This is a genomic window from Amycolatopsis sp. NPDC031561, from assembly GCF_055580625.1.
The window spans coordinates 32,976-59,171 of the sequence record NZ_JBVILA010000032.1 but is presented as its reverse complement, the minus strand read 5'-3'; the positions used below and the strand labels follow the sequence as shown (position 1 = coordinate 59,171).

Annotated in this window: 24 protein-coding genes and 1 pseudogene; 13 read left to right on the top strand and 12 right to left on the bottom strand. The window is 68.0% G+C overall.

What is annotated here, in order from left to right:
* Positions 1 to 102: 102 nt before the first annotated feature.
* Positions 103 to 1,329, bottom strand: coding sequence for a cytochrome P450 (locus tag ACZ5IK_RS39870; RefSeq protein WP_465492431.1), 1,227 nt, complete (start codon positions 1,327 to 1,329; stop codon positions 103 to 105).
* 134 nt (positions 1,330 to 1,463) lie between these two features.
* Between ACZ5IK_RS39870 and ACZ5IK_RS39865 the strand changes: the two genes are divergently transcribed.
* The gene (locus tag ACZ5IK_RS39865; RefSeq protein ID WP_465492430.1) at positions 1,464 to 2,399 is read left to right on the top strand and encodes an ATP-binding cassette domain-containing protein; all 936 of its coding nucleotides are present in this window, start codon (positions 1,464 to 1,466) and stop codon (positions 2,397 to 2,399) included.
* Positions 2,400 to 2,434: 35 nt separating this feature from the next.
* Positions 2,435 to 3,184, top strand: a complete 750-nt coding sequence (locus tag ACZ5IK_RS39860) for an ABC transporter permease (protein ID WP_465492450.1) — start codon at positions 2,435 to 2,437, stop codon at positions 3,182 to 3,184.
* On the opposite strand, the gene ACZ5IK_RS39855 is transcribed toward ACZ5IK_RS39860, so the two are convergent.
* The 3 genes from ACZ5IK_RS39855 to ACZ5IK_RS39845 all read right to left on the bottom strand — a co-directional run bounded on the left by ACZ5IK_RS39855 (position 3,168) and on the right by ACZ5IK_RS39845 (position 7,872).
* Positions 3,168 to 6,332, bottom strand: a complete 3,165-nt coding sequence (locus ACZ5IK_RS39855; RefSeq protein WP_465492429.1) for an AfsR/SARP family transcriptional regulator — start codon at positions 6,330 to 6,332, stop codon at positions 3,168 to 3,170. The two genes, ACZ5IK_RS39860 and ACZ5IK_RS39855, sit on opposite strands and share 17 nt — an antisense overlap.
* 95 nt (positions 6,333 to 6,427) lie before the next feature.
* Positions 6,428 to 6,985 carry a YbhB/YbcL family Raf kinase inhibitor-like protein gene (locus ACZ5IK_RS39850; protein WP_465492449.1) on the bottom strand — a complete coding sequence of 186 codons (558 nt, stop codon included), beginning with the start codon at positions 6,983 to 6,985 and terminating at the stop codon, positions 6,428 to 6,430.
* A 131-nt stretch (positions 6,986 to 7,116) separates the two neighbouring features.
* Entirely contained in the window at positions 7,117 to 7,872 is a 756-nt protein-coding gene (locus ACZ5IK_RS39845; RefSeq protein ID WP_465492428.1) for an NBR1-Ig-like domain-containing protein, read from the bottom strand.
* A gap of 254 nt (positions 7,873 to 8,126) precedes the next feature.
* Here ACZ5IK_RS39845 and ACZ5IK_RS39840 point away from each other — a divergent pair, with 254 nt between their 5' ends.
* Positions 8,127 to 8,945 (top strand): peptidoglycan-binding domain-containing protein, encoded by an 819-nt coding sequence (locus ACZ5IK_RS39840; protein ID WP_465492427.1) that lies wholly within the window; start codon positions 8,127 to 8,129, stop codon positions 8,943 to 8,945.
* A 52-nt stretch (positions 8,946 to 8,997) separates the two neighbouring features.
* On the opposite strand, the gene ACZ5IK_RS39835 is transcribed toward ACZ5IK_RS39840, so the two are convergent.
* The 3 genes from ACZ5IK_RS39835 to ACZ5IK_RS39825 all read right to left on the bottom strand — a co-directional run bounded on the left by ACZ5IK_RS39835 (position 8,998) and on the right by ACZ5IK_RS39825 (position 11,511).
* Entirely contained in the window at positions 8,998 to 10,554 is a 1,557-nt protein-coding gene (locus ACZ5IK_RS39835) for an outer membrane protein assembly factor BamB family protein (RefSeq protein WP_465492426.1), read from the bottom strand.
* A gap of 79 nt (positions 10,555 to 10,633) precedes the next feature.
* Positions 10,634 to 10,783 carry a hypothetical protein gene (locus ACZ5IK_RS39830; protein ID WP_465492425.1) on the bottom strand — a complete coding sequence of 50 codons (150 nt, stop codon included), beginning with the start codon at positions 10,781 to 10,783 and terminating at the stop codon, positions 10,634 to 10,636.
* A 110-nt stretch (positions 10,784 to 10,893) separates the two neighbouring features.
* A complete protein-coding gene (locus ACZ5IK_RS39825) occupies positions 10,894 to 11,511 on the bottom strand; it encodes a TetR/AcrR family transcriptional regulator (protein WP_465492424.1) in 618 nt (205 codons plus the stop codon).
* Between the two features lie 67 nt (positions 11,512 to 11,578).
* Between ACZ5IK_RS39825 and ACZ5IK_RS39820 the strand changes: the two genes are divergently transcribed.
* The 4 genes and pseudogenes from ACZ5IK_RS39820 (at position 11,579) to ACZ5IK_RS39805 (ending at position 14,113) form a co-directional block, all read left to right on the top strand.
* Positions 11,579 to 12,220, top strand: coding sequence for an MSMEG_1061 family FMN-dependent PPOX-type flavoprotein (locus ACZ5IK_RS39820; RefSeq protein WP_465492423.1), 642 nt, complete (start codon positions 11,579 to 11,581; stop codon positions 12,218 to 12,220).
* 13 nt (positions 12,221 to 12,233) lie between these two features.
* On the top strand, positions 12,234 to 13,139 hold the full coding sequence (locus ACZ5IK_RS39815) for a PDR/VanB family oxidoreductase (protein ID WP_465492422.1): 906 nt from the start codon (positions 12,234 to 12,236) through the stop codon (positions 13,137 to 13,139).
* 253 nt (positions 13,140 to 13,392) lie between these two features.
* Positions 13,393 to 13,714 (top strand): annotated as a pseudogene (locus ACZ5IK_RS39810) (alpha/beta hydrolase); the annotation flags it as partial.
* A 102-nt stretch (positions 13,715 to 13,816) separates the two neighbouring features.
* Positions 13,817 to 14,113, top strand: a complete 297-nt coding sequence (locus ACZ5IK_RS39805; protein WP_465492421.1) for a DUF1540 domain-containing protein — start codon at positions 13,817 to 13,819, stop codon at positions 14,111 to 14,113.
* A gap of 75 nt (positions 14,114 to 14,188) precedes the next feature.
* Here the strand turns inward: ACZ5IK_RS39805 and ACZ5IK_RS39800 are convergent, their stop codons facing one another.
* The 4 genes from ACZ5IK_RS39800 to ACZ5IK_RS39785 form a co-directional block, all read right to left on the bottom strand.
* Entirely contained in the window at positions 14,189 to 14,419 is a 231-nt protein-coding gene (locus ACZ5IK_RS39800) for a hypothetical protein (protein ID WP_465492420.1), read from the bottom strand.
* Positions 14,420 to 14,517: 98 nt separating this feature from the next.
* Positions 14,518 to 15,210, bottom strand: coding sequence for an FG-GAP repeat domain-containing protein (locus tag ACZ5IK_RS39795; RefSeq protein WP_465492419.1), 693 nt, complete (start codon positions 15,208 to 15,210; stop codon positions 14,518 to 14,520).
* Positions 15,211 to 15,379: 169 nt separating this feature from the next.
* Positions 15,380 to 17,566, bottom strand: a complete 2,187-nt coding sequence (locus ACZ5IK_RS39790; protein WP_465492418.1) for an RICIN domain-containing protein — start codon at positions 17,564 to 17,566, stop codon at positions 15,380 to 15,382.
* Positions 17,567 to 17,723: 157 nt separating this feature from the next.
* Entirely contained in the window at positions 17,724 to 18,626 is a 903-nt protein-coding gene (locus tag ACZ5IK_RS39785; protein ID WP_465492417.1) for a helix-turn-helix domain-containing protein, read from the bottom strand.
* 236 nt (positions 18,627 to 18,862) lie between these two features.
* Between ACZ5IK_RS39785 and ACZ5IK_RS39780 the strand changes: the two genes are divergently transcribed.
* Complete coding sequence (locus ACZ5IK_RS39780) at positions 18,863 to 20,215, top strand: hypothetical protein (RefSeq protein WP_465492416.1); 1,353 nt, start codon at positions 18,863 to 18,865, stop codon at positions 20,213 to 20,215.
* Between the two features lie 136 nt (positions 20,216 to 20,351).
* Positions 20,352 to 20,831, top strand: a complete 480-nt coding sequence (locus ACZ5IK_RS39775) for a hypothetical protein (RefSeq protein ID WP_465492415.1) — start codon at positions 20,352 to 20,354, stop codon at positions 20,829 to 20,831.
* On the opposite strand, the gene ACZ5IK_RS39770 is transcribed toward ACZ5IK_RS39775, so the two are convergent.
* On the bottom strand, positions 20,752 to 21,411 hold the full coding sequence (locus tag ACZ5IK_RS39770) for a TetR/AcrR family transcriptional regulator (protein WP_465492414.1): 660 nt from the start codon (positions 21,409 to 21,411) through the stop codon (positions 20,752 to 20,754). The genes ACZ5IK_RS39775 and ACZ5IK_RS39770 overlap by 80 nt on opposite strands.
* Before the next feature lie 78 nt (positions 21,412 to 21,489).
* Here ACZ5IK_RS39770 and ACZ5IK_RS39765 point away from each other — a divergent pair, with 78 nt between their 5' ends.
* From ACZ5IK_RS39765 to vanX, 4 genes are all read left to right on the top strand, one after another.
* Positions 21,490 to 22,200 carry an alpha/beta fold hydrolase gene (locus ACZ5IK_RS39765; RefSeq protein WP_465492413.1) on the top strand — a complete coding sequence of 237 codons (711 nt, stop codon included), beginning with the start codon at positions 21,490 to 21,492 and terminating at the stop codon, positions 22,198 to 22,200.
* 382 nt (positions 22,201 to 22,582) lie between these two features.
* Entirely contained in the window at positions 22,583 to 23,614 is a 1,032-nt protein-coding gene (gene vanH / locus ACZ5IK_RS39760) for a VanH-AOV family D-lactate dehydrogenase (protein ID WP_410603621.1), read from the top strand.
* 1 nt (position 23,615) lies between these two features.
* Positions 23,616 to 24,659: a D-alanine--(R)-lactate ligase VanA-Ao2 gene (vanA-Ao2, locus tag ACZ5IK_RS39755; RefSeq protein WP_465492412.1), complete on the top strand. Its 1,044-nt coding sequence runs from the start codon at positions 23,616 to 23,618 to the stop codon at positions 24,657 to 24,659.
* Entirely contained in the window at positions 24,656 to 25,264 is a 609-nt protein-coding gene (gene vanX / locus ACZ5IK_RS39750) for a D-Ala-D-Ala dipeptidase VanX (protein WP_465492411.1), read from the top strand. The genes vanA-Ao2 and vanX overlap by 4 nt, the downstream gene beginning before the upstream one ends.
* Positions 25,265 to 26,196 lie beyond the last annotated feature (932 nt).

The following is a 26,196-nucleotide window of genomic DNA, read 5'->3' as shown; positions in this document are numbered from 1 at the left end:
TTCGTGTCGTTTGTGGGGCGGGGGGTTTTTTTTTTTTTTTTTTTTTTTTTTTTTCCCCCCCCCCCCCCCCCCCCCCCCCCCACGACCACCTGTACCGACGCCCTACCGGTCCGATTCCCCCCAAGTGACCGGCAATTCGTGCACGCCGTAGATGTTCATGTCGGTCTTGAGCTTGACCTCGTCGGCGGGGACAGCGAGCTCGAGATCCGGGAAACGCCGCAGCAGTCCCTCGAAACCCGCGCGCATCTCGATCCGCGACAACTGCTGGCCGAGGCATTGGTGGACGCCGTGGCCGAAGGACAGCAGACCACGCGCGTTGCGGTGGATGTCCAAGGTGCCGGGGTCGGTGAAGCGCCGCGGGTCGTGGTTGGCGGCCAGCAGCGACACGATCACGGTCGATCCCGCGGGGATCGTTTCGCCGCCGAGTTCGAGGTCTTCGGTGGCGTAGCGGAAGAAGATGTCGGCGACCGACAGATACCGGAGGAGTTCCTCCACTGCACCGGGGAGCAGTTCCGCGTCGGCCCGCAGTTCGGCCAGCTGGCCGGGGTTTTCCAGGAGCGCGAAAGTGCCCAGCGCCAGCATGTTGGCAGTGGTCTCGTGACCGGCGAGCAGCAGCAGGAACGCGGCGCCCGCCAGCTCCTCGATGGTGAGGTCTTCGTAGCGGCCTAGGTCGGACAGGATGTCGTCGCCAGGCGTCTCGCGTTTGCGCGTGACCAGTTCGGTCAGGAACGTGTTCATCCCGATGAACGCGGCCATCTTCTCTTCCAGCGTCTGGTCCCTGATCATGAGCTGGGCGGAGTTGGCCTGGAAGTTCTCCCGGTCCTCGTAGGGGACACCGAGCAGTTCGCAGATCACCAGCGAAGGCACCGGCAGCGCGAACTCCTTGACCAGGTCGACCGGCGGGACGAGGTCGGCCATCGCGTCCAGTTGCCGTTCGGTGATCTCGACGATGTGCTCTTCGAGCTGCTTCATCCGCTTCACGGTGAAAGCGCCGGTGAGCCGTTTCCGTAACCGGCCGTGGTCCGGCGGGTCCATGGCGACGAACATGCCCGGCATCGGCGGGGACGGCTCGGTCTGGGCGGGCATCCCCGGCGTCTCGTAGGGCAGGTGGAGGATGCCGATGTCCTGGCGCGAGCTGAACCGGGTGTCGGCCATCATCTGCCGGACCTCGTCGTAGCCGGTGACGAGCCAGCCCTCGTGGCCGTCGGGGAACACCATGGGACTCACCGGGCGGGCGTCGCGCAGCCGGGTGATCTCGCGGGGCGGGTCGAAGGGACCCGCGTCGCGCTGCATCGGGAGGCCCTGCGGGACGGGAACCGTCTGAGTCATCGAGGTTGCCTTTCGTGGTGGTTGTGACGACCACCTTCCACACGAGGCCTGACACCCGCCTGACACGGCGCTGACACCACCCGTGTCAGCGCCGTGGCGGGGGCGTGTCAGCCGGGCCGCCCACAGTGAGCCCCATGAAAGATTCAGCGATCACGGTCTCCGGGCTGCGGAAGACCTTCGGCGACAAAGTCGTGCTCGACGGCATCGACCTGGATGTCCCGGCGGGCACCATCTTCTCCCTGCTCGGCCCGAACGGGGCGGGCAAGACGACGACGGTGAACCTCCTGACCACCTTGATGAAGGCCGACGGCGGGACGGCGAAGGTCGCCGGGCACGACATCACGACCGGGGCCAAGGCGGTGCGCGCGGCGATCGGGGTCACCGGCCAGTTCGCGGCGGTGGACGAACTGCTGACCGGGCAGGAGAACCTGCAGTTGATGGTGGACCTGAACCGGCGGGCCTCCGGCGGCAAGCGGGTCGTGACCGAGCTGCTGGAGCGGTTCGACCTGGTGGAATCGGCGCGGAAGCCGGCGTCGACCTACTCCGGCGGGATGCGCCGGAAACTGGATCTGGCGATGACGCTCGTCGGCGATCCGCGCATCATCTTCCTCGACGAGCCGACCACGGGACTCGACCCGCGCAGCCGCCGCACGATGTGGTCGATCATCCGCGAGCTGGTGGACGGCGGCGTGACCATCTTCCTCACCACCCAGTACCTCGAGGAAGCCGATCAGCTCGCCGACCGGATCGCGGTCCTCGACGGAGGCCGCCTGGTCGCCAGCGGCACCCCCGCCGAACTCAAGCGCCAGATGCCCGGCACGCACGTCCGGCTCCTGTTCACCACGGTCGCCGAACTCGACGCGGCGGCGCGGATCTTCCCCGGCTCCACGCGGGACGACGAGGCGCTCGCCCTGCGGGTCCCCAGCGACGGCGGGACGAAATCCCTGCGCTCGCTGCTGGACACGCTCGACGAGCACGCGATCGCGGCCGAAGAGTTCTCCGTCCACACCCCTGATCTCGACGACGTTTTCCTCGCCCTGACGGGCCACAGCACGGAGGCAGCCAAGTGACCACCAGGACCGCGACCACCACGACCACTCACACCATGAGCGCCAAATCGCCTTCGCTGGTGATGTTGCGCCGCAACTTCAAGCATCTCACCCGTAATCCGACCTCGGTCTTCAACGCGATCCTGATGCCGGTCGTGATGATGCTGATGTTCGTGTACGTGTTCGGAGACGCGTTCAGCGTCGGCGTCGACTACATCGACTACGCGACGCCGGGCTTGATGCTGCTGGCCGTCTGCTACGGCCTCGGCGCCACGGCGACGGCGGTGAACTCCGACATGACGAAGGGCATCATCAACCGCTTCAAGGTCATGGACGTCTCTCGCGGCGCGGTGCTGATCGGACACGTCATCGCCAGTGTGCTGACCAACCTGGTCGCCATCGCGGCGCTCACCGGGGTGGCCTTCCTGCTGGGCTTCTCCCCGGCGGCGGGTTTCCTCGAGTGGCTCGGCGTGGTCGGGATCGTCGTACTGCTCGGTTTCGCGGCGGCCTGGCTCACGGTCGCGCTGGGCCTGGCGGCGAAATCCCCGGAAACCGCGGGGATGGCCTCCGTGCCGCTGGTCATGCTGCCGTTCTTCAGCAGCGCGATCGTGCCCGCCGAGAAGATGGGGCCGGGACTCCGGGAGTTCGCGGAGTACCAGCCCTTCACCCCGATCATCGAGACACTGCGCGGCCTGCTCAACGGGGCGCCGGCGGCGGGCGACGTGATCCCCGCCCTCGGATGGTGCGCCGGGATCGCGCTCGTCGGCTACCTGTGGGCGTCCTCGACGTTCAAGAAGCGAGCGTGACCTCGACCAAGTGCTTCCAGTCCGTCCGGGTGCCCTCCTGCGCCGCCTCCGCGAACTTCGCTTCGCCGAGGCGGCGCAGCACTGTCCCCTCGATCCTCGTCACGTCCGGGTGGGAGCGATCCGGCAGCCCGCGCAGCTCGTCGGCCGCCCCGAGCAGCCGCGCGGCCTGCTCGGGCTCGTCGCGGCGCAGCGCGAGGTCCGCGACGCCGACGAGCATGTGGGCGATCAGGGGCACGTGCCGCACCTCGGTCGCCGCCTGGCAGGCCGACTCCCGGTGCGCGCGGACCTCGTCGAGATCGTCGGAGAGGTACCCCAGCAGGTCGTGGGTGATGGCGCGGACGTGTCCGAGTTCCGCTTCCTCGCCCATCACGGTCGTCGCGAGGGTGAGCTGCTGCTTGGCTTCCTCGGTTTCCCCGCGCCAGTAGGCGAGTTCCGCCCGGGACAGGGCCAGCATGCCCAGCGCCCCCGGCCAGGTGACCCGTTCGGCGTACCGCTCCGCCTCGGCCGTGGCGGCCGCGGCGGCGTCCGCGTCGCCCAGCAGCCAGTACAGCTGCGCCTGGCGTGACCGCAACCGGATGAGGTCCTCGACGGAACCGACCTCGGCCACGACCGTGACCGCCTGTTCGTAGTACTCGCACGCGGTGGCGAAGTCGCCGCGCGTGGCGAGCCGGTCCGCCAGTTCGGTCAGGGCGAACGAGATCCCGAACCGTTCGCCGATGGCGCGGAACTCGGCGAGCGCTCGCTCGAGATACGTTTCCGCGTCCGGTCCGGGGTGGCCGAGCGTGATCCGCATCTTGCCGAGGTGCAGCCTGCCCAGCGCCCGGACCCAGGCGTTTTCGTCCTCCAGCACCGGTTCCCAGGCGGACAACGTCTCATCGCCGCGCAACATGCGTTCCAGCGGGACGATGAGACCCAGCAGTGGGTGATTCGCTTCGCTGGTCCGGCTGAGCCGGTACGACTCGTGGATCCATTTCGCCGCGGTGTGTTCGTCGGCGAAACCGGAACTCACGAACAGCGAGACGAGTCCGTACACCACGGCCCCGACCCCGTCGGGTACCTCGCCTGGCGTTTCGACGGCCGCGCTGACCAGCTCCATGCCCTCCGCCCGGTGCCCGCTGAGCCACCAGTACCAGCCGCAGGCCGCCGCGAGCCGCATCGCCGACGGCGCGTCACCCGCCGCGAGCGCGCCGCGCATCGCGGAACTGATGTTGTCGTGCTCGGCGTTGAGCTTGGCGAGCCATTCCAGCTGCTCGGTACGGCGGAGCATCGGCTCCGCGGCCTCGGCGAGCTCGGTGAAATAGGCGAGATGCGCTTCGCGTGCCAGCGCCGTTTCGCCCGCTTCGGCGAGCCGGTGTTCGGCGTATTCCTTGATCGTGCCGAGCATCCGGTAGCGCGGCGCTTCGTCGCCCGCGGCGACGAGCAGCGACTTTTCGGTCAGCGCGGTGAGCAATTCGAGCACCTCGTACTGCTCGACGGCCTCGCTCACGCAGACCCGCTCGGCCGCTTCCAGGCTCGCCCCGCCCGAGAACACCGAGAGCCGGGACAGGACCGTCCGTTCGGCTTCGGTCAGCAGCTCCCAGCTCCAGTCGACCATGGCGCGCAACGTCCGGTGCCGGGGCAACGCGGTCCGGCTGCCGCCGGTCAGCAGGCGAAAGCGGTCGTCGAGCCGGTTGGCGAGCTGCTCGATGGACATGGTGCGCAGCCTGGCCGCGGCCAGTTCGATCGCGAGCGGCATCCCGTCCAGTACCCGGCACACCCGGGCCATCGTGGACAACGTGGTCTCGTCGACCACGAGATCCTTGCGCACCGCGCCCGCCCGGTCCCGCAGCAGCCGGACGGCGGGGGAGGATTCGATCTCACCGGCCCCGGCGTGCCGGTCCGGCACACCCAGCGGGACGACGTGCCACAACGCCTCGCCGGTGATGCCGAGCGGTTCCCGGCTGGTCGCCAGGATCCGCAGCCTGCGGCATTCCCCGAGCACCCGATGCGCGAAGGCGGCCGCCGACTCGATCACGTGCTCGCAGTTGTCGAGGATCAGCAGTACTTCCCGCTCGCGGATCGCGGCGATGACCCGTTCGGTGGGTTCGGCGTTCGGCGAGTCGCCGAGCAACGCGTCCCGCAGCCCGAGCCCGGCGAGCGTCGCTTGAGCGATGTTCTTCCCGCCCCCCTGCCCTTCGGGCCCACCCCCCTGATCTCCATCGGCGCCGATGGCCGCGAGTTCCACCAGCCAGGCCCCGTCCGGCAGATCGCCGAGCAGTGTTCGCGCGGTTTCCGTGGCCAGCCTGGTCTTCCCCGAACCGCCGGGCCCGATCAAGGTGGTGAGCCGGTGTTCGGTGACGAGTTCGCGGACCGTGGCGACATCGGCGTCCTTGCCGACGAAACTGGTCAGCTCGGCGCGCACGTTGGTCTTGCGGTTCTCCTCGCGCCGTCCCAGCTCGCCCCGCAACAGCGCGACGTGCACCGCGGACAGCTCCGGCGAAGGGTCGACACCCAGCGCGTCGGCCAGGGCTTCCCTGGTGCGCTGGTAAACGAGCAGCGCTTCGGTGTCGCGCCCCGTCGCCGCGAGAGCCCGCATCAGCGCGGCGACGAGCCGCTCGCGCAGGGGATGCGCGGCCGCCAGGTCGGTCAGCTCGGTGACCAGTTTCGCGCCGTGACCGAGGTCGATCTCCGCGTCGAACCGGTCTTCCAGTGCCGTCAGGCGCAGCCCGTCGAGCCGGGTGACCGCCGCGTCGAACGCGTCGCTGTCCTGCAAACCGACGTCCTGCATGGCCGCGCCGCGCCACAGGGCGAGAGCTTCTCGCAGGCGTTGCGGCCCTCCGTCGCCACGAGCCTGCCCGACGAGGCGTTCGAACCGCACGGCGTCGACGGCGTCGGGCGCCACCTTCAGCCGATAGCCGTCCGTCTGTCCCTCGACGGCTCCTTCCGGCAGCACCTTCCGCAGCCGGGAAACCAAGCGTTGCAAGGCATTCGTCGCGTCGGCGGGCGGCTGTTCGCCCCAGATCCAGTCGACGAGCGTCGCTTTCGGGACCACGCGGCCCGGTTCGAGCGCGAGGGCGATCAGCAGCCCGCGCAGCCGGGCGCCCGGCACGTCGGCGAGGACGCCTTCATCCGTGCGAACCTCGAAGGGGCCGAGCATCCCGATCTGCATTGGGCCGATTTTGCCACGGGTGATCAGCCCGCCTCCGGCCGCGGACTCGGGACTGATCAAGGGATGGCTCTGTGTAGGCCGCCGATGTCACCGAGCTACGACTCGCCGCTGATCTTCGCCGTGCCGAGCGAGGCCGCGGTGATCGCCCTGGCGGCGGTCTGCGTCGACGAACTGGAAGTCAGGCTGGTCAGCGAGGCCCGGTCGAGCGCGTGCACGACGAACTCGTAGGTGTTCACCGTCGAGGGCGAGCACGGTCCCTGATAGCCGTAGAGGCTGGCGCTTCCGCGGTAGTAGATCTGCCGGGCGCCCGCGGGCACCGCGGGCCGGTACGCGTGCTCGACGTTCTGGGGGAGCGAGGCCGCGGTCACCGGGATGTCGTAGATGACCCAGTGGATGAGGTTGGCGTTGTCGAGGTCGCGCATGACGATCGCGTAGCTCTTGGCCGCGGCAGGAGCGCCCGACCAGGCCAGCGGCGGGGACTCGTTCTTCTTGGCGGGATCCTGTCCGCCACCGCTGGTGCACTCGTGGACCTTGGGCATGACGCCGCCGTTGGCGAAAGCGGTACTGGACAAGGTGAACGCGTTTTGTCCCGCCGACGCCGCCGTGGCGGGCGCGAGGCCGGTGGCGCCGAGGACGACCAAGGCGCAGAACACGATTCTCGTTGTTCTCACTGGAGACTCCCGAGGCATTTGGGTTCCGGTGCGCAGAATTCAGCGTAGGCAGCCCGGAATGCGGCGGCTAGCGTACTTTCCCGGTCGAACGAGGTGTTTTCGGCGGTCGGCGCTCAAGCGCGGACGAGGACGGAGAAGTAGATCGGCTTGTTGGCGGGGAACAGTTCCCGGTCCTGTTCGTCGACCATCTTCCAGAAGATCTTGCAGTCGACCGGGGCGGTCGCCGGAGTGCTCACGGTGACCGTCACCTGTACGTGCCCCTGCGGCGCGGTGTCGTTGACCGGGATCCGCTCCGGGGTGCGGCAGGTGTTCGGCGCGACCGGGAGGTCGGTGCGGCGCAGGTACCGCTTCCGCCATTCGACCGTGCCGGTGTTCTTGATCTCCCACACTTTCACGAACTGCGTGCCCGGCTTGACCGCGGTGTCGTCGGGGATCGTCACGTCGGTGATGAAGCCGGCCGAGTCACCGGGATGGGGTGGCCGCGCGTCCTGCTCACCCGGCAGCAGGATGACGACGACGGCGACGATCGCGGCGACGAGGACTAGGGCCAGCGGCGCCAGGACGCGTTTGGACCGCCATCTCGGCGCGGCAGGCGCGGGGGCCGGTTCGCGGCCGGCGGACAGCACGAGCTGGACACCCTGCCAGCGGGCGTGCCATTCCTCTTCGTCACCGTCGCAGGCGCGGACGAACTCGCGGACGGTCTCCCAAGGCTGCAGCCGCCTGCCGGTGACGGTGAGGTGCAGGGTCGCGTGGGACACGGCGCCCGACTTCGCGGCCATCTTCCGGAACGACGGCTCGCCTGCCCGCGTCCGCAGCTTCCGCAGCTCGGCCATGAACGCTTCCAGCTCCGGTGTCCGTTCTCCCGGCACGCTCCCCCTCGCGATCGTGTCAGACGTGACAACAATTTTCGTCACTCTGCGCGGCCGGGTAACTATATCGCGAACTCAGCCCTGATCGCCGCGCCGACCAGCGGGATCAGCCGGGCCGTCACTCTGTCAAACGCTGTCAACCTGCGGTTTTTGACGTCAGACGATCCGTACAGGTGGTTCCGGACAGCCCCTACGGCAGGCCAGTGTCGAACACGAGCTGTTCACAGGGAGCAGCACCGAGTGAAGGAGCAGTCATGCGCAAGGTGGCAACCGCCGCGATGTTCACCGCTCTGGCCGGAGCCGCGTTCGGGATGACGGCGGGACAGGCCGCGGTGGCGGCGCCGTCGGTCAACATGGAGTCCGTGGTCAAGGCGGCCATGTGGGATCCGTACAAGGCCGACCAGGCGATCACGCCGGGTTCCGGCCCGAGCGTCAAGGCGGTCGAGGAGGCGCTGGCGGCGAAGAACCTGCTCGACAAGAAGCAGGTCGACGGGCACTTCGGCACCTCGACGGTGAAGGCGTACGCGAAGTACCAGAAGTCGCTGGGTCACAGCGGCCTGGCCGCCAGCGGTCTGCCCGGCAAGGGCTCGCTGGCCGAACTGGGCAAGGGCCGCTACACCGTGACCGCGCCGTTCGGCGTCGGGGCGAAGACCAGCCTGGACGGCAAGACGGTGAACAAGCGCACCGCCGACATGATCGCGGCCGCGGAGAAGAAGGCCGGGGTCAAGTTCACCGTCACCCAGGGCTCGTACAACGCCGGCGGTGTCGGCGCCTCGGGCGGGACGCACGACGGCGGTGGCGCGGTCGACATTTCGGTGAACAACATCTCCAACAAGACCGCCGCCGTGAAGGCGCTGCGTGAGGTCGGGTTCGCCGCGTGGCACCGCACCCCGAGCCAGGGCAACTGGGCGGAGCACATCCACGGCATCGCGATCAGCGACACCGACATGTCGCCGCAGGCGCAGGCGCAGGCCGGTGACTACTTCAAGGGCCTCAACGGCCTGGCGAGCCACGCCAAGGACGACGGCCCCCAGGTGAAGAAGGTGACCTGGGAAGAGTTCAAGCGCGGATGACCTCGCGGTCGGTTCGAGCACGTGAAGGCCCCCCTCCTCGCGAAGGGGGCCTTCACCCCGTCGCGGGGAAGCCGAGCACCGGGGCGTCACCGCCGCGCGCCACGACGAGGACGCCGGGCGCGGGGACGAGCGCGTGCCGTGCCCGGCTCGACAGCAGGCCGACGGTCGTGTCGTCGGGGAACGGCCAGTCGACGGGGAGGTTCGACGCCGTCGAACCGTCGAGTTCCTGGCGATGCACCACCAGCTTGCCGCCGGCATCGGCGCACAGGCGCAGATACGCCGTCGGGGTGGTGGCGTGCGCCCGCCGGTCCGGGCAGGCGGCGAGATCGACCGCCACCCCGCCGTCCAGCGTGGCCGCGGTGATCTTCCCGTTCTCGTCGCGTTCCGAGACGGCCACCGGGCCGAGCGTGATCCGCTTCGGCGCCCTGGGGTCCATTGTGGACACGACGGTGCCGGTGGCGGCGTCGAGGACGACGTCGGTGTTGTCGCCGGTGGCCAGGCCGGAGTACCGCAGGGCCAGGGAAACGGTGCCGCCACCGGGTGCGGCGTGCAGGTAGTAGTCGGCCTTCTCGTCGGACGGCCGCGTCACCGGCAGCCGGTGCTCCCAGCGCGGTGTGCCGGTCCGTTCGTCCAGGCCGAGCACGCTGAGCCGGTCTTGGCACAGCAGCGGCGCCAGCACCACGTCACGGCCGCTCGCGGGCAACGCGAACGGGGAGACGCAGCCCGCGGGCGCCTGCCACGACCACCGGGTGTTCCCACCGCGCAGGTCGAGCGCGTCGACACGGAAGTTGCCGTCGCCCAGGTGCGCGAGCGACGGCAGCACGGCCGAGGTCGGTGCGAGCAGCTCCGCGCCGTGCACGTCCTCGATCAGCTTCTCCTGGAGCGGAACGCCCGTGAACGCGTCGAGAACGGTCAAGTGATGGCGGTCCGTGCCGCCGTCGGAAGGGGCGTAGACGGCCAGCAGCAGAAGTCTGTCCGGCGTGGGGACGAGCGCTCGGACGTGGGCACCGGGACGCGCGTAGGTCCAGCGCACCGCGCCGGTCGGCCCGTCGAGCGCGGTGACCTCGCCGCCCGAGCCGGCGACCGCGACCCCGGCACCCGCCGCGACCACGTCCAGCACCTTGGCGGGCGACGTCCACTTCCACGGTGACGGCACCACCTTGTCGGCGAGCGCGGGCGCCGCGACGGCCGTCGCCGTCGTGGACCGCACCGCCAGCGCGGGGACGACCGTCACCGCGGTCACCGTTCCCGCCGCGAGTACCACCACCAGCGGGACCGCGAGCCACCACCGGGCAGGCCGGGGGAGCGCGACCGCCACCAGCGAGACGACGGCGGCGATCACGAGCACCGCCGTCGAACTTCCCGGTGTGCCGCTGCCGAGGTCGGTGCTCAGGCAGTAGATCGCCCAGCCCGCGGCGCCCGTGGCGCAGACCAGCGCGGAGATCTTCGCTCCGCGGGACTTGCCGAACGTCAGCGCCGCCGCCAGTACCAGCGCCGCCGCGACCAGTGTCACTTCGAGATCCGGCCGGTCCGGGCGGACCGCGTCACCGGAAAGGAAGACCGCCAGCACCGCGCAGCCCGCGGCGAGCGCCGCGACCACCGCCCCCATGTCTTTCGCCCCTCAGCCGCCTGCCCCTACCGGTGCATCGTCACCCGGCCGGATCCGGTGCGGGACCGTGGAAATGACGTCATGACTCGGCGTTCGTGCGACGCCGGGTGCGCACGACGCCGATCCACAGCAGAACGGAGACGACGGCACTCGGCACCGCCGTCAGATAGACCGGCCAGGCACGGAACCCTGACACCCACAACATCGCGGCCAAGCCGAGGGTGATCAACGTCCAAGCCAGCGCGAGAGTGTCACCTCTCCGTTTCCAACGTGCGATGTGTCCGCGTACCGGGGTCATGCTGGTGGGTACCCGCTTTTCGCCTGGTCAACCCCCGGAAATCAGGTGCGGAGGTAGCCGGTGATCATCGCCACGAGTTCGTTCTCGAGCCGGGTGGTGTCGATGGAGCCGGGCGCGGCGATGAGCTGATGCACGGTCAGTTCCACAGTGGACGCGACGAGCCTCGCCGCCGTGTCCTTGTCCCGCACGCGGACTTCGGGGTGGCTCTCGAACAGTTCGCGCAGGTCACCGATCATCTCCCACTCCAGCCCGGTGACCCGTTCCAGCACTTCGCCGGAGCGGGGTGCCTGCTCGATCATGATCCGCAGCAGTTGCGGATCGTCGAGATGGTTGTCGATCACCGTGCGCACGAACTCCCTGATGATGGTCTCGAGCGGTTCCCTTGCTTCCTTGTGCCGTCGGAGCGTCGCGGCGGCCTGGTCGCCGTCGAGGTGCTGGGTCAGCAACTCGGCCAGGATCGCGTCCTTGTTCGGGTAGTACTGGTACAGCGAGCCGATCGAGACCCGCGCCCGTTCGGCGATCCGGTTCGTCGTCCCCGCGGCGTAGCCGAGCTCGGCGAAAATGTGAGCAGCGGCGGTGAGGATGCGCTGCCTGGTCAGCTCGGCCCGGACCTGGCGCGGCTGTTTACGTGGCTTGATCCGTCGTTGCTCCGACGTCATGGCACTCCCCGTGAAGCGGCCTGAAAGCGAGTAGCGAACAGACTGAACAATTGCTCATAATTGTGCCATGACCAGCAGTGATCTCGTGAACGGGACGCGTCCGCGCCGGATCTCCTACGAGGAGGTGCGTGCCCGGCTCGGGGAACCCGAGGCCATGATCAAGGCCAAGGTCCACACCCGCGTCGACCGGCACGGCCACCGGTTCATCGCCCATTCCCCGCTCGTCGCGATGGCCACCGCGGACGCGACGGGATTGCCCGACTGCTCACCGCGCGGCGACTACCCGGGCTTCGTCAAGGTGCTCGACGAGCACACCCTGGCGATCCCCGACCGGCCGGGCAACAAGCTCGCCGACTCCTTCCGCAATCTCGCCGAGAACGACGGGATCGGCTTGATGTTCGTGATCCCCGGCATGCGGGAAGTGTTCCGGGTCAACGGGCGCGGGTATCCCACCGACGAACCGGACGTGCTCGCCCGGATGCGGACCGAGGGCAAACCGGCGGAACTGGCGATCATCGTGGAGGTCGAAGAGGCCTTCTTCCACTGCGGACGCGCGCTGGTCCGATCCCGGATCTGGGATCCCGCGAGCCAGGCACTCGCCGAAGAACTGCCGAGCGCCGGCGCGATCGCCGTCGAGCAGATGGGGATCGACCTCGATCCGGCGGTACTGGAGAACATGCTCGAAGCCAGCTACCGGCAGTTGTACTGAGGTGATCTCGTTGATGCAGCGGACGATTCTCGACCACGTGGAGCCGGTCGCCGAAGGCACCGTCTCCCTGGTCCTGCGCGGTGCCGAGGGCCCGCTGGCCCCCTGGGAACCGGGGGCGCACGTCGATCTGGCGTTGCCGAACTGGCTGACCAGGCAGTATTCGCTGTGCGGGGACCCGGCCGATCGGGGCCGCTACCGGGTCGCCGTCCGGTACGACCGGCTCAGCCGGGGCGGGTCGGAGTACATCCACCTGTTCCTGCGCGCGGGCCGTCCCCTCGAGGTTTCGTTGCCGCGCAACAACTTTCCCTTGCTGCCCGCACCGGAATACCTGTTCGTCGCCGGTGGTATCGGCATCACGCCCCTGATGCCGATGCTGGCCGCGGCGGTCGAGTCGGGCGCCGCGGCCACGCTGGTGTACGTCGGCAGGTCGATGGCCACCATGCCGTTCGCCGCCGACCTCCGGGCCGCCTACGGAGACCGGGTGCGCGTCCACGCCACCGACGAGCGCGGCAGGCCCGATTTCGCCGCACTGGCGGCCGGACTCGGCCCGCGAGCGCTGGTTTACTGCTGTGGCCCCGCGTCCATGCTCGACGCGGCCGAGGCGGCGTTTCCCGCGCAAGGACTGCACCTCGAACGTTTCCAGCCGGTGGTCAAGGAGTTCGCGCCGAACGAGCCGTTCGAGGTGCGCTGTGTCCGCTCAGGACGGACGGTCGCGGTCGCGGCGGAAGAGTCCCTGTTGAACGCGTTGAACCACGCGGGCTATCCGATACCGTCCGGTTGCCGCGAAGGGGTTTGCGGCAGTTGCGAGATCTCCGTTGTCGGTGGTGAACCAGAGCATCGCGACGACATCGGGGCGGCGCCGGGGCGGATGTTCTGTTGCGTCTCACGCGCTTCGTCCCGGCTCGACCTCGACCTCTGACCCCGGTTGATATGTGGGCGCGGCGTGACGTCCGGCCGCAGGGCGCCGACTGTGTGGATTTTGGTGCGTTGGATGACCAGAAATCCACACAGTCCCGCTTGACCGGTCCGGTCACGACAGCCGGGCCGCCGAAGAGTGAGGGGTGTGTGGACTCAACGGTTGATGTTCCCAATGTCGCATTTGAGTCGCTGAGAGTCTCAAATGCGACATTGGGAACATGGACTTGGGATAGCGCCGCCGGTGACGGATCGTCTCCGCGCGCGAGTACGACGGTGTCGGCGTCTGGGACCGGACCAGCAACGCCCGGCGTCTCGCCGTACGCCGCCCCCGCGCGGGCGACGGATCTCGGGGGCTTGCCGCCGACGTTCATCGACGTCGGCGCCGCCGAAGTGTTCCGTGACGAGGCAGTGGCCTACGCCAGTGCTCTCTGGGCCGCCGGTGGCGAGGCGGAATTGCACGTCTGGGGCAGCGCTTTTCACGGCTTCCACGACCTCGCGCCGGAATCGGCTGTCGCCCGATCGTGTGTCGCCGCGCGGGAGTCCTGGTTGGAACGGCTGCTCGCCAGGCCACGGTAACTTCCCCGGGTGGTCATTCGCGTCTCGAATTGCCGGTGGCACGAGGCGGTGTAACCCTGGTCATACCGAACGACACCACCACCACGAAGCACAGGAGTCGTTATGACCACCACCGAAATGCCCGCTGTCCACGAATGCACGGTCAGCGGATGTTCTTACAACCACGACGGCTGTCACGCTTTCGCCATCACGGTGGGCGGAGGCAATGGGTCCGCCGATTGCGGAACGTTCGTCCCGCTCAACACCAAGGGTGGACTCGATCGGGTGACCGCGCAGGTCGGTGCCTGCTCCCGGTCCGATTGCCGCCACAATTCCGCGCTGGAATGCACCGCTTCGAGTGTCCGCGTCGGACCCGGTCAGGGCGACCACTCCGCGAACTGCCTGACCTACGCGCCGTAGCTCGCGTACTCGTGCGTGGTAAGGACGGTTCTAACCGTCCTTACCACGCACGAGCGCGGCTCCCTGAGGCGGTCTTCAGCTGGGGACGCGCAATTCCGTGTTGCCGTTGAAGAACACGCATTCGCCATGGGGGAAGAAGTAGACCCTCATGGCTTCACACTGACCGACCTGTTCGTCCCCGGTACCGGCCCAGCGGCCGACGACCGAATAGGAATCCTGGGCGGCGGAAGCGGGTGTCGCGACGGAAACGGCGGCGCCGACGGTGAAGACCGTGATACCCAGCCCGGTGGCGAGTTTACGGAACATCGAATTTCTCCCTTGGTTTTTCGCCTGGATCGAAAACGTAACAAGGTCGCGAATCGCGCTCCGGATGAAAGGTGTTCCCGGGCAACAGGTCTGCCCGATCAGCTGCCGGTCTGGCCGCAGGTGGCGGCGGCGGTGCCGAGGATCGGGTCGGTCACCGGGCGCTTGCTGATGGTCTGGGTGTTCTGAGTGGTCAGCGCGCCGTCGCGCAGGGTGTAGGTGGTGCGGGTGCCGCTGTAGGTGAGCGGTTCGGCGCTGACGTCGTCTGCTTCGGCGGCGACGATTTCGAAGGTGCGGCCGCCACCGTTCAGCGGGGTGCACTGGTAGCCGAGGTGGGCGGCGACGCCACCGCCTTCGGCGACCGACAGCGGCTTGCTGTCGTTGTCGACGACCTGGCTGAGGTTGCGGCCGTCGTAGTGCAGGGCGGTGAAGAAGGTGGTGTTCGCCCCGACGGACTGGGTGACGACGAGCTCGGCGCGGCCGTCGCCGTTGAGATCGGTGACGCGCGGCGCCTCGAGCGGCACAGCGCTGTCCGCGGGCAGGTGGATCGAGGTGAACGCCCCGTTCACGGTGGCGGAGATGACCTGGTCGGTGGCGCTGGTCAGCTGCGCGGTGACGGTCTCGATCTCGCCGTCGCCGTCCAGGTCGGCCACCGTGGTGACCGGGTCGTTGGCCGGGGCGGCGGCCAGCGGGTTGCCGAGCGGGTGCGCCAGCGCCGGGGTGATGGCGGCGAGGCCCAGGGCCGCGGCGATGCCGGTGATGGTGGCGGTACGGATGATGCCGGTGTGGTTCATGATCTCTCCCTCCACGCGATCGGTGATCTTTTCACCGAAAGTGTTCTCGTAAGGGGAGACGGTCACGAGGCTGGGAAGTGCAGTGAGCGTGTGATGTGCCACACAAGCGCAACCCACCGCGAAACGCCGTGTGGCCCACCCCAGGAAGGGGCGGGCCACACGAAAGCGTCTAGCCGATCGCCCACAGTTGGAGCGCGGAGCCGGTGTCGGCCCGTTGGGTGACGGCCGCACCGTCCGAAGTGGACGCCGTGGTCAGCAGCAGACCCGACCGGACGCTGGTGAGCTTGTAGCTCCCACCAGGCTGTTTCGCCGCGGTCCAGCGCTGGTTGGGGCCACCGGTGCACGTCCATTGGATGACGCGCGCCCCCGCGGTCGCGGCTCCGCCTTCGACGTCGGCGCACAGTTTCGAATGCGTGTTCGTCAGCGTGTAGGAACCGTCGGACTGCCTGGTGAACAGCCATTTCTGGTTGGCGCCGTTGTTCGGCGCCCAGGTGACCAGGGGAGTTCCGGTGGTCGTGGACGAGTCCGGGTCGTCGAGGTTCTTGCCGGACGCGGCCACGGTGTGGACCCCGTCGAGCGTGCCGGTGCCCGCGCCGGCGTCGGTGAACTTCAGGGTCTGCTCGGCCGCGGTCCGGCCACCGCCGACGGCGCTTCCGGTGGTGTCGGTCCAGGACCGGAGCGGGGTGGTCTCCGCCAGGCGTGACGTCTTGCCGGAAAGGCCGAGTACGAGCCCGCTGTAGCGGTTCACCAGGCGGAAGGTCCCGGCGACCGTGGTGGACGGGATGACGAACCACTGCTGTCCGACCGTCGAGGAGGAGGTGACGGTGGGTTTCGCGCCCCAGGCCCGGCCGGCCTGCACGGCGTCGACGCCGAGGAACTGGCCCGTCGCGGCGTTGACGACGCGGTACGAGCCGTCGCCGTCGGCGGAGAACTGCCACGCTTCGCGATCGGAGCCTGTCGTGCCCGCGACCGACGTCGTCGCGCTTCCGGTTCCCTGCGCGAGAACGCGGCCGTCGCCGAGGCCGACGCGGTACTTGCGGGAAGTGTCCACAGGGGACGGTGCGGGCGCGGAGGACGTGATGGTCTGGGTGGTGTACTCGCCGCCCGCGTTGCCGGAACACGCCACCGCGCAGTACGACCGGAACTGCTTGCCGATGATGGTGGAGTTCGTCTTGTTCGCCGCGTCGACGAACCAGCGGTACCAGGACTGGTTGGTGTAGCTCCCGGTGTCGCCGATCAGCCGCCACTTCTGCGTGGTCAGATCGTCGGTCACGTAGTACCGCTGCGGGACGACGCTGTCGACGGCCTCCGGTGCGCCGATGTAGAGCCCGAGATGCGCGTTGTAGGCGATGTTCATGATGAACAGATCCGATTTGCGCGGCAGTTGCCCCGCGGCGATCTGCTGGCTGACGTTGCCGGTGTTGGCCGGGTCGTAGTCGTCCACGACGGGCGTGTAGCCCTTGTCGCCCGCCGAAGATACGGGAACCATGTTGCTTTCGCGGCCGCCGACGCCGGGCTGGGTCCAGCCGCCGTCGAACCACTTCTGCCACGAACCGGACGACATCTTGCCCGAGATCGGCGCGCGGGCGACGTGCGCCAGCCCGGTCATCGGGCCGCCGGCGCCCGCCTTCGGCACGATGCGCGAGCCGTAGTAGACGTAGAAGTACCCGGACGCGGTGTCGACGAACAGGCGCGGGTCGCCGTCGCCGTAGTCGAACGTCTGGTGGGGGAAGGCCGACGTGTCACCGCGTTTCGTGCTGTACGGCGAGGTGATCGCGTGGTCCTTGATGGCCCAGGTCTTGCCCTGGTCCTTCGACACGGCCCAGTCGATCGCGTCGTAGTGGGAGAACGAGTACGCGCCGAACGGTTCGGGGGTGAACTCGTTGTGGATCAGGCCGTACCAGTCACCGGTGTCCGGATCGACCCAGGTGCCGACGAGGTCGCAGAAGTTGCGCTGCGAGTAGCCCGATCCGGCTGGCGGGTAGGTGGATTCCTTGCCGGTGGGGCTGTTGTTGCAGCGCCACGTCGTGTCGTCGTTGCGGTCGGCGGGGTTCGCCGGGTTCACCGCGTCGCTGACCGGGTTCTTGGTGAAGCTGTCGAAATCGCGCCCGCTGAAGAACTCCCACTCGCGCGGCTGGTCCGCGCCGTAGAGCGCGGCCGCCTGCTGGAAGTAGAACGTGCCGTCCTTGTCGACATAGGTACTCGCCGGGGTGTCGGTGGTCGGGCTGAACGACTTCTTGGCGTCGACCGTGATGGTGTACGTCGCGTCCGGCGGCGCGGCGTCGGACGACACCGGTACCACCATGGTCGCCGCCACGGCCAACGCCGTGGCGCCGAGAAGAGGCAGGGTCCGCATGACTCTCTCCCAAGGGTGACCCGCACCACAGTTGGCGGGGCGGTCGCCGATGTTATGAACGTTATTGCGCGTAAGTCAACGCTTTCACTCAACTTCAAGCGTCGGTCATGCACTTATTGCGCGGAAAGTCCAACCGGTACCGAGCGGAAGTCCAAGGTCAGTCGTCCGGCACCAACGGAGGGTCGTCGGGGGAGGGGATCTGCGAACTCCAGCCGCCGGGGACGGCCTGGACGCGCGACTCGCGGAACCGTCCGGGGGAGACGCCGACCCGGCGGGTGAAGAGTCGGGTGAAGTAGGCGGCGTCCTCGTAGCCGATCGCCTGCGCCACTCCTTGAATCGGCAACCGCGTGGTGGCCAGGAGCTCCTTCGCGCGGTTGAGGCGGAGCGTCAGCAGGTGATCCTTCAGCCCGGACTCGGTGCTCCGGCGCACGGCCGCGCGCAGTTCGGGCAGTGTCATGCCGCGGCGGGCCGCGATCTCGGCGACGCTGATCGGCAACAGGGCGTCGCGCGCCAGCGCCTCCAGGAGAGAACCGCCGCTGGGCGTGCGGTCGGCGCGGGCCCGCCGCAGTGCCACCAGCAGGTGGTGCACGGCCGCCGAGGCATCGACTTGGGCCAGCGGGCTGCCGCCTCGCGCGCAGCGCACGATCCGGCTCACGACGTCACGGACCACCTCGACATCGCCCAGTGGCACCACCGGCGCTTCGGGGGTGACGTAGCCGAGTTCCACGTACGCGTCCACGGCGCTGCCGTCGAAGTCGACGAAACACTCTTCCCAGCCCTGCACGGGATCGGGCGCGTAATGATGCCCGACCCCGGGAACGAGCCACAGCAGGGCGGGCGCGACGACCTCCTGCCGCTTCCCGCCCGCCACGGCGAACCAGCCGCGTCCCTTGGACACCACGACGGCCACGTAGTGGTCGAGCACGCGCGGTCCCACGGCGGGCAGGACGCCGTGCTGCAGCCCGACGCCGAGGCACACCAGGCCCAGCCGTCGGTGCACGGCGGACGGTGTGAAGTACCGCATCCAGGTCCGGTAACCCATCCCCGCATCTTCGCGCACCGTGCGAACGCGAACACGGTGAGGGATTGAAGTGAGAGACAGACGACTCGGATAAGCGAAACATTTTCGAGTGCGCGGGTGATTCGAAAAAGGGGATTTCACTCGCCGGGGCCGCTGATCACGGCGAAATCCATCGCCGCGCTCCGGCGCCCGCGGGGCCTCGGGAATTTCAGGTATACGTGGAAGGGACAGCGCCGCCGGGGAGGACGGCATGGCGCGTCAGGCAAGGGGGATTCATGTTCGACGCACGTATTGTCGCCGATCAAGTCAGTCCGGCGGCCAAGCCGAAGATCAGAGTTCTGTTCTACACGGATCTCATCGGTTTCAGCGGTAATGGCGGCTTCTCGCTGGGCATTCTTCGTGATCTGATCTTGGCGAACCAGCCGTTCTTCGCGCAGTTCCAGATCGATCTGATCAATCGGCACGAGGGCGGCCACGCCGCCAAAAAACTCACTTCCGCGGTGCTCGGCGGATATGAGCAGGTGTGGTTCTTCGGTCTGCTGCAGAGCAATATGCCGGGAGAACCGGAGAACGAGCTCGTGGACGCGGAGGTCGCGGCGCTGCGCACCTGGATGGACGCAGGCGGTGGCGTGCTCATCACCGGCGACCACTCCAATCCTCGTCCGCCGGGAGCGGATCCGTCGCTGCCCGACTACCTGAACCTGGGGCGGGCGCTGGGGCACCGGGTCCCGCGGGCGGGTGAGCTGCGGGTGTGGAACGACCGGCCGGATTCGAGCATCGAGTTCAGCCACAACACCCACCAGCCCGACCCTTGGGGCAGTGACATCAACAACCCGATCCCGAACGACCTCGACCCGTACCCGCAGGAGCTGATCCTGCGGAAGCGGCTCGGCAGGCCGCATCCGCTGTTCCAGGGCAGGCGCGGTCCGATCACCATCTTCCCGGACCACATGCACGAGGGGCAGCTGCTCATCCCCGAGCGGTTGCCGGTGGAGGTGTGGCCGACGGGGCGCGGTGGGCAGCCGAAACCCGAGATCGTCGCGCACGGCACCGACAAGCGCAACGGCCAGGTCTACGGAGTGTCCAGTGTGTACGACGGCGCGGCGGCAGGCGTCGGGCGGGTCGTCGCGGACGCCACGTGGCACCACTACTTCGACCTCAACCTGTGGGGATTCGAAAAGGACGGTGAGGTGCTCGACAAGCTCACCGAGTACTACGTGAACCTCACGCTGTGGCTGACGCCGAAGCCGGTCAAGCTGGAGGTGAACGCCGAGCTGCTGTACTGGCTTTCGCGGAGCTTGAGTGTTCGCGCGGTGTTGCCGGAGGGCTTCCGGGTGCCGGGGATCACCGCGGCGGGCCTGGTTCGCGAGGTCGCCGGACAGGGTGTGCTGGACGACCTCGTCTGGCCGCTGGAAGGTACGCCGTCGGTGCCGGAGGAATTGTTGCTGGGTGCCGTGGTCAAGGAGTCCGTCGCCGCGTTGAGCGGTGGGGACGTCGAAGCGTTCGACACCGCCGGTGTCGTCGAACGGGGTCTGCGGGCGGGGGCCGAAGAGTACGCCGCTGAGCTGCGAACAGCGCTCGGCGACGTCGAAGGCCTGAGCGAATTGATTTCGCAGGGCATTCGCTGACCTGAGTGGGGGCTCGTGAGTGGTAAGGACGGTTCTAACCGTCCTTACCACTCACGAGACGCTGTTCACTCGATACGGTCAAAGCGGCGTCGTACCTCGGCCGGTGGGTATTCCTCAGAAGACTGAGGAGGCAACGATGCCCGACAACGAACTCCCGGGTTTCCTGATCATCGGCCTGATCTTGATCGTCGCGGACGGCCAGATCCTTTACCGTGGCGCTCGCCGGTTCCTGAACGGGCAGGACGGCCGCGAGGGCGGTGGGCCGGTGGCGTGGATGGTGGTGACGGTCTTCCATCTGGTCGCGATCGGGGTGCTGGCGCTGCTCGCGGTCGTGGCCCCGGAGTGGTCCGGTTCGACAGCCGCGTTCGTCGGCAGGCTGGGCGTCTTCCTGTTGCTCATGGCCGTGGCTCACGTCCTCACCCTGTCGGTGCTCGCCGGGCGGCGCCAGGACGACGTCGTCGAATCCCGTTACCGCGGCCGGAAGACCGACGAGCCGATGGCGGTCGACGCGACCGATCAGGTTCCGCGGCCGACGGTCACGCCGGTGCCTGGTCAGGAGGGCCGTTCTCCGCGGGTGAGCCCGGATCTCGGGGACCGCGGTCCGTATCGAGCCTGAGCGCGAACCGGAGCTGGCGCGCCCACCAGCGCACCTGGGGGGCCGGATCGTCCGCCCCGGCGCCCGCTATCCCGGCACTGCGCCGGAAGGCGCTTCCATAGAGGGATTCCATCGCCATCGCCTGGTGCAGGGCGGCGACGGCGAGCCGGGTGTCGTCCAGTGAACCGCCGGGTGGGCGTAGCCGGTGGAGAGCGTCGACGACCGGGGCGAGCATCCCGCTGCCCGGGTCGCGCCAGCCGGCCGTGTGCAGTGCCACCGCGAGTTCGCCGTAGCCGTGCCGGTACAGGTCATGGAGCGCTTCGACGAGGTCGAGCAGGTCGGCGTCGTGGTCCAGCCATCCTTCGAGGAGCTCCTGAAGCGCGTCTCTGAGGCGCCTGCCGCCGTGCCGCAGCAGTTCGGCGAGCAGCTTCTCCCGGTTGCCGAAGTGATGGGCGACCCCGGCGTCGGTCATGCCGACCCTCGCGGCCACCGCGCGCATCTGGACGGCGGCCAATCCGGACTCGGCGAGCAGGGAAGCCGCGGCGTCGAGGATCAGCCGCCGGGCCTCCTCCGGAGTCCTTCTCGCTCGGAGTGTCGTCACGATCGGCATCGTACCTTGATGCGCCAAGGTAACTGAGCTACCTTGGCATCTCAAGGTAGCCGGGGGCGGGAGAAGACGATGACCGAAATTAGTCTCGAGCTGGGAGAAGTCAGCTTGCGGGGCACGGTGACCGGTGACGGCCCGACGGTTCTGCTGCTCCACGCGGGCGGGGAGCGACGCGAGGTTTGGGCGCCGGTCGCGGCGATACTGGCCCGCCGCGGACTCCGGACGGTGGCCTTCGACCTGCGCGGTCACGGGGACAGTTCCGGACGGGCGACCACGCTCCGGACCCTCGCCGACGACGTGGTCGCGATGATCGGCAGCCAGCCGGTGCCGATCGTCCTCGTGGGCGCCTCGATCGGCGGGCTGGCCGCCATCGCCGCCCTCGCGGACCCCGCCGTCGCGGACCGCGCGGCCGGACTGGTGCTGGTCGACGTCGTACCCGATGTGCCACCGGCCCGGGCACGCTCGTGGCTCGACTTCCACGGGCTCGGCGGCCGCTACACGCGTCTCGTGGACGACGTCCTCGGGTCGGGTGCCGCCCTGTTCGCGACGGCGGGGGCCCTGGACCTGCCGATCCTCGTGGTGCACGGCGGGCAGGGGTCCCCGCTCGACGACTCCGACGTGCGGCGTCTGCGCGCCGCCAACCGCCGGGTCACCGTCGCCCGGGTTCCGGCCGCCGGTCATCTCGTGGCTCGCGACGCTCCGGACGAGCTCGCGAGGCTCGTGTCGGCCCATGCCCTCGCGTGGCGAAGTCCTGATAACCGACCGAGTGAATACGCAGAGTGAATGCGAACGGGAATTCTTCGCTCCGGCAAAGCCGCTTTCCCGGGAATTGTCGAATCGCGCGTTTCGGGCATCCAACGGTGCTAAGGTCTGCGGCACTGGTCAGGCGGGGGCGGGCGGTGCTCGGGGCTGAGGTCTTGATCACTTTCCGGCCTGGATCTGTGGTACCCGTCACTGGCCGGTTTCGCCTCCGGCGGCCTGGCGGGCAAGATCGGTCCTCAGGTGGCCGCGGAGCAGGTGGGGAGCGCGGACGGGCCCTTCGAGCAGGGGCTCACCACGGACGATCGACACGGCGTGCACACGGCGCTACCAAGCGGTAACATATTGTCGGCGCCTCGAAAACCCCATCTGAGTCGGCGATATCGCGCTGCCTACAATGTCCGGCATGACCTACAGCGAACCAGCGCGATCAGCTGCCCCCCGCACCGGATCGCTGGCGTCCGCGTCCTCCTCGGCCGTCTTGGCGAGGGGAATCACGATTTATGGATGTGGACAGGACGAGGCCGCTCTCTTTCGGGAGATGGCACCTCGTTTCGGTGTAACGCCGACCATCGTCGAGGCGCCGGTATCCGAGGCCAATCTCGAACTGGCGATCGGTAATCGTTGCATCAGTGTCGGTCATAAGACCCCGATCTCGAATTCCCTTCTTCTCGCGCTCGGCAATGCCGGAGTGGAGTACATTTCCACCAGGAGCATCGGTTTCAACCACATCGACGTGGAATACGCCGCGAGCATCGGGATCTCCGTCGGCAACGTCGCCTACTCGCCGGACAGCGTGGCCGACTTCACGCTGATGCTGATGCTGATGGCGGTGCGCGACGCCAAATCCATCATCCGCCGCACCGAGGTGCACGACTACCGGCTGAACGAGGTGCGCGGGAAAGAGCTGCGTGACCTGACCATCGGGGTGGTCGGGACGGGGCGCATCGGGGTCGCGGTCCTGGACAGGCTGCGCGGCTTCGGCTGCCGGGTGCTGGCCTACGACACGCTGCGCACCGCCGACGCCGATTACGTTTCTCTCGATGAATTGCTGCAGCAGAGCGACATCGTGACCCTTCACGTGCCGCTCAACACGGATACGCGCCACCTGCTCGACGCCCGGAACATCGAGCAGATGAAGGACGGCGCGTACGTCATCAACACCGGACGTGGTCCGCTCATCGAAAATGAGGCCCTCATCGCGGCCCTGGAAAGCGGAAAACTGGGCGGAGCGGCACTGGACGTCGTCGAAGGGGAAGAGGGCATCTTCTACGCCGACTGCCGGAACAAGGCCATCGACGGCAAACCGCTGCTGCGGTTGCAGGAACTGCCGAACGTGCTCATCAGTCCGCATACCGCCTACTACACCGACCACGCTCTGAGTGACACCGTTGAAAATTCCATCATCAATTGTCTCAAATTCGAAAGCGGGAAGTAGCATGGATAGGTTGAAAATCGGAATTCTGTTCGGCGGGCTTTCCGAAGAACATCCTATCTCCATCAAGTCTGCGCAAGAGGTCGCGAAGAGCCTCGATCTCGAAAAGTACGAGCCGTTCTACATCGGGATCACGCTGAGTGGTTCCTGGATGCTGTGCGACGGCCCCTCGCCCGACTGGGAGCAGACCGGCAACTGCCGTCCGGCAGTCCTGTCGCCGGACCGCGGCGTGCACGGGCTGCTGGTCCTGGACGAGGGCAAGTACGACACGATCGCCCTGGACCTGGTGCTGCCCGTCCTGCATGGCAAGTTCGGTGAAGACGGCGCGGTGCAGGGCCTGCTGGAGATCTCCGGCATCCCCTACATCGGCTGCGACGTCCCGAGCTCCGTCATGTGCATCGACAAGGCGCTCACCTACTCCGTCGTCCGCAGCGCGGGCATCGCGACGCCGAACTTCTGGATCGTCACGTCGGACAACGACATCGACGCCGACCAGCTGAACTACCCCGTTTTCGTGAAGCCGGCCCGCTCGGGTTCGTCCTTCGGCGTCAGCAAGGTCTCCTCGAAGGAAGAGCTGCCCGCCGCCCTGGCGGAGGCGCGTCAGTACGACGGCAAGATCCTGATCGAAGAAGCCGTCGTCGGCAGCGAGATCGGCTGCTCCGTCCTCGGCAGCGGCGAGGACCTGATCACGGGCGAAGTGGACCGGGTCGCGCTGACCCACGGGTTCTTCAAGATCCACCAGGAAGAGAGCCCCGAGACCGGTTCCGAGAACTCGAGCTTCATCGTTCCCGCGGACATCCCGGAGGCGTCGAGCACGCTCGTCAAGGAGACCGCGAAGGTCATCTACCGCGCCCTGGGCTGCAGTGGGCTCGCGCGGGTCGACCTGTTCCTCAAGGAGGACGGAAGCGTCGTCCTCAACGAGGTCAACACCCTCCCGGGCCTGACCTCGTACAGCCGGTACCCGCGGATGATGGCGGCCGCCGGCATCCCGCTCGGTGAAGTGATCGACAGGCTGGCGACGCTGACCCTGGCGGGGCGCAACGGATGAAAGACGATTTCGTCTTCGTAGACGAGGTTGTGTCCGGAGTCCGCTGGGACGCCAAGTACGCCACGTGGGACAACTTCACCGGCAAGCCGGTGGACGGGTACCTGGTGAACCGCGTCGTCGGTACGCGTGCCTTCTGCGCGGCGCTGGAGAAGGCGCGGGACAAGGCCGAGTCCCTCGGCTTCGGTCTGCTCCTTTGGGACGTGTACCGCCCGCAGCGCGCCGTGGACGCCTTCATGCGCTGGGCGGAACAGCCCGAGGACGGCCGGAAGAAACTCAGGCACTACCCGAACATCGACCGGCCCCAGATGTTCGAACAGGGCTACGTGGCCACCAAGTCGGGCCACAGCCGGGGCAGCACGGTGGACCTGACGCTGTTCCACCTGGCGACCGGCGAGCTCGCCGACATGGGTGGTGACCACGACGTGATGGACGTCGTGTCGCACCACGGCGCGGCGGGGATCACGCCGGAGCAGGAGAAGAACCGCGAAGCCCTCCGTTCCGTCATGGAGGACAGCGGCTTCGGCTTCTACGAGTGCGAGTGGTGGCACTACAGCTTGAAGGACGAGCCGTATCCGGACACCTACTTCGATTTTCCCATCGAGTAGTCGAGCCGTCAGGCGATGAAGATGCCGCGGGTGCCCCAGGGCGCCCGCGGCATCTTCGTGTCCGGGCACGGGGGGGGTTGGACGGCACGGTGAGGGGCGGTCGTCCCCGCTGGGTGACCGCAATTAGTCCTCTAGTTGCGGTCCGGTGGGTGAGAGTGACCGAGAGGGTGGCCGGGGTCCTGAAGGCCACCGTTGAGACGTTGAGCGTCCTGAAGGTGGCCTTCACGACCACCTGTACCGAGACCTCACCGTGCTGTCCAACCCCACTTGCCTGACACGGTTCGGTACCTGGGGCGCTGAAGTACGTGAAGGGGCCCTTCGCCTCACCGCGGCCCCACGCCAAGTTGGACAGCTTGCGGAGGCGTCGACAAAAGCCTCGTGAGTGGTAAAGGCGGTTAGAACCGTCTTTACCACTCACGAGAACCGCGACGCTGAAGTTAATGTCCTAACGTCGGATGACTGGGTCGCCAAGACGGCGACCGTAGGGCATTCCGTGTCGGCCATTCCGGGAATTGCGTTCTCGTCCGGCGGGGTCGTCTTCCTTGTACCCGAATGGCCGTTTGACGCACTCTGTGTGGCTCTTTCAAGCACAGGTTCGGTCATCCGGTTGAACAAGCCGCTTTCATGGTGCCCTTTCCCGGCGCGACCGAGCTTGGCGTTCAGTGCGCACGGAAACCTCCTCTCGATCGGCCGGTGGGTGGCTCGCGCCCACGATGGCATCCCCCGCTTTGTTTTCGGGGCCCCGCATGTACGCCGGTGTCGCGCCCGCGCGACACGTTCGGCCCATCGCCGGGGAAAGGGTGGTCGACGGTTGACCAACTAATGAGATGTCGGCTCGGCCGTTCGTGTGAACAAGTGTCGAGGAGCGGAACAGGTCAGGAGTGCGCGGTGATCATCCGAGTGGAAGTCCGAGCCATACGAATGGTCTAACT

Bases quoted from the DNA above. Each gene is read 5' to 3' on its own strand.
- ACZ5IK_RS39870 (WP_465492431.1), bottom strand. From the start codon at position 1,329: ATGACTCAGACGGTTCCCGTCCCGCAGGGCCTCCCGATGCAGCGCGAC.
- ACZ5IK_RS39865 (WP_465492430.1), top strand. From the start codon at position 1,464: ATGAAAGATTCAGCGATCACGGTCTCCGGGCTGCGGAAGACCTTCGGC.
- ACZ5IK_RS39860 (WP_465492450.1), top strand. From the start codon at position 2,435: ATGAGCGCCAAATCGCCTTCGCTGGTGATGTTGCGCCGCAACTTCAAG.
- ACZ5IK_RS39855 (WP_465492429.1), bottom strand. From the start codon at position 6,332: ATGCAGATCGGGATGCTCGGCCCCTTCGAGGTTCGCACGGATGAAGGC.
- ACZ5IK_RS39840 (WP_465492427.1), top strand. From the start codon at position 8,127: ATGCGCAAGGTGGCAACCGCCGCGATGTTCACCGCTCTGGCCGGAGCC.
- ACZ5IK_RS39835 (WP_465492426.1), bottom strand. From the start codon at position 10,554: ATGGGGGCGGTGGTCGCGGCGCTCGCCGCGGGCTGCGCGGTGCTGGCG.
- ACZ5IK_RS39825 (WP_465492424.1), bottom strand. From the start codon at position 11,511: ATGACGTCGGAGCAACGACGGATCAAGCCACGTAAACAGCCGCGCCAG.
- ACZ5IK_RS39820 (WP_465492423.1), top strand. From the start codon at position 11,579: ATGACCAGCAGTGATCTCGTGAACGGGACGCGTCCGCGCCGGATCTCC.
- ACZ5IK_RS39815 (WP_465492422.1), top strand. From the start codon at position 12,234: ATGCAGCGGACGATTCTCGACCACGTGGAGCCGGTCGCCGAAGGCACC.
- ACZ5IK_RS39805 (WP_465492421.1), top strand. From the start codon at position 13,817: ATGACCACCACCGAAATGCCCGCTGTCCACGAATGCACGGTCAGCGGA.
- ACZ5IK_RS39800 (WP_465492420.1), bottom strand. From the start codon at position 14,419: ATGTTCCGTAAACTCGCCACCGGGCTGGGTATCACGGTCTTCACCGTC.
- ACZ5IK_RS39795 (WP_465492419.1), bottom strand. From the start codon at position 15,210: ATGAACCACACCGGCATCATCCGTACCGCCACCATCACCGGCATCGCC.
- ACZ5IK_RS39790 (WP_465492418.1), bottom strand. From the start codon at position 17,566: ATGCGGACCCTGCCTCTTCTCGGCGCCACGGCGTTGGCCGTGGCGGCG.
- ACZ5IK_RS39780 (WP_465492416.1), top strand. From the start codon at position 18,863: ATGTTCGACGCACGTATTGTCGCCGATCAAGTCAGTCCGGCGGCCAAG.
- ACZ5IK_RS39775 (WP_465492415.1), top strand. From the start codon at position 20,352: ATGCCCGACAACGAACTCCCGGGTTTCCTGATCATCGGCCTGATCTTG.
- ACZ5IK_RS39765 (WP_465492413.1), top strand. From the start codon at position 21,490: ATGACCGAAATTAGTCTCGAGCTGGGAGAAGTCAGCTTGCGGGGCACG.
- vanH (WP_410603621.1), top strand. From the start codon at position 22,583: ATGACCTACAGCGAACCAGCGCGATCAGCTGCCCCCCGCACCGGATCG.
- vanA-Ao2 (WP_465492412.1), top strand. From the start codon at position 23,616: ATGGATAGGTTGAAAATCGGAATTCTGTTCGGCGGGCTTTCCGAAGAA.
- vanX (WP_465492411.1), top strand. From the start codon at position 24,656: ATGAAAGACGATTTCGTCTTCGTAGACGAGGTTGTGTCCGGAGTCCGC.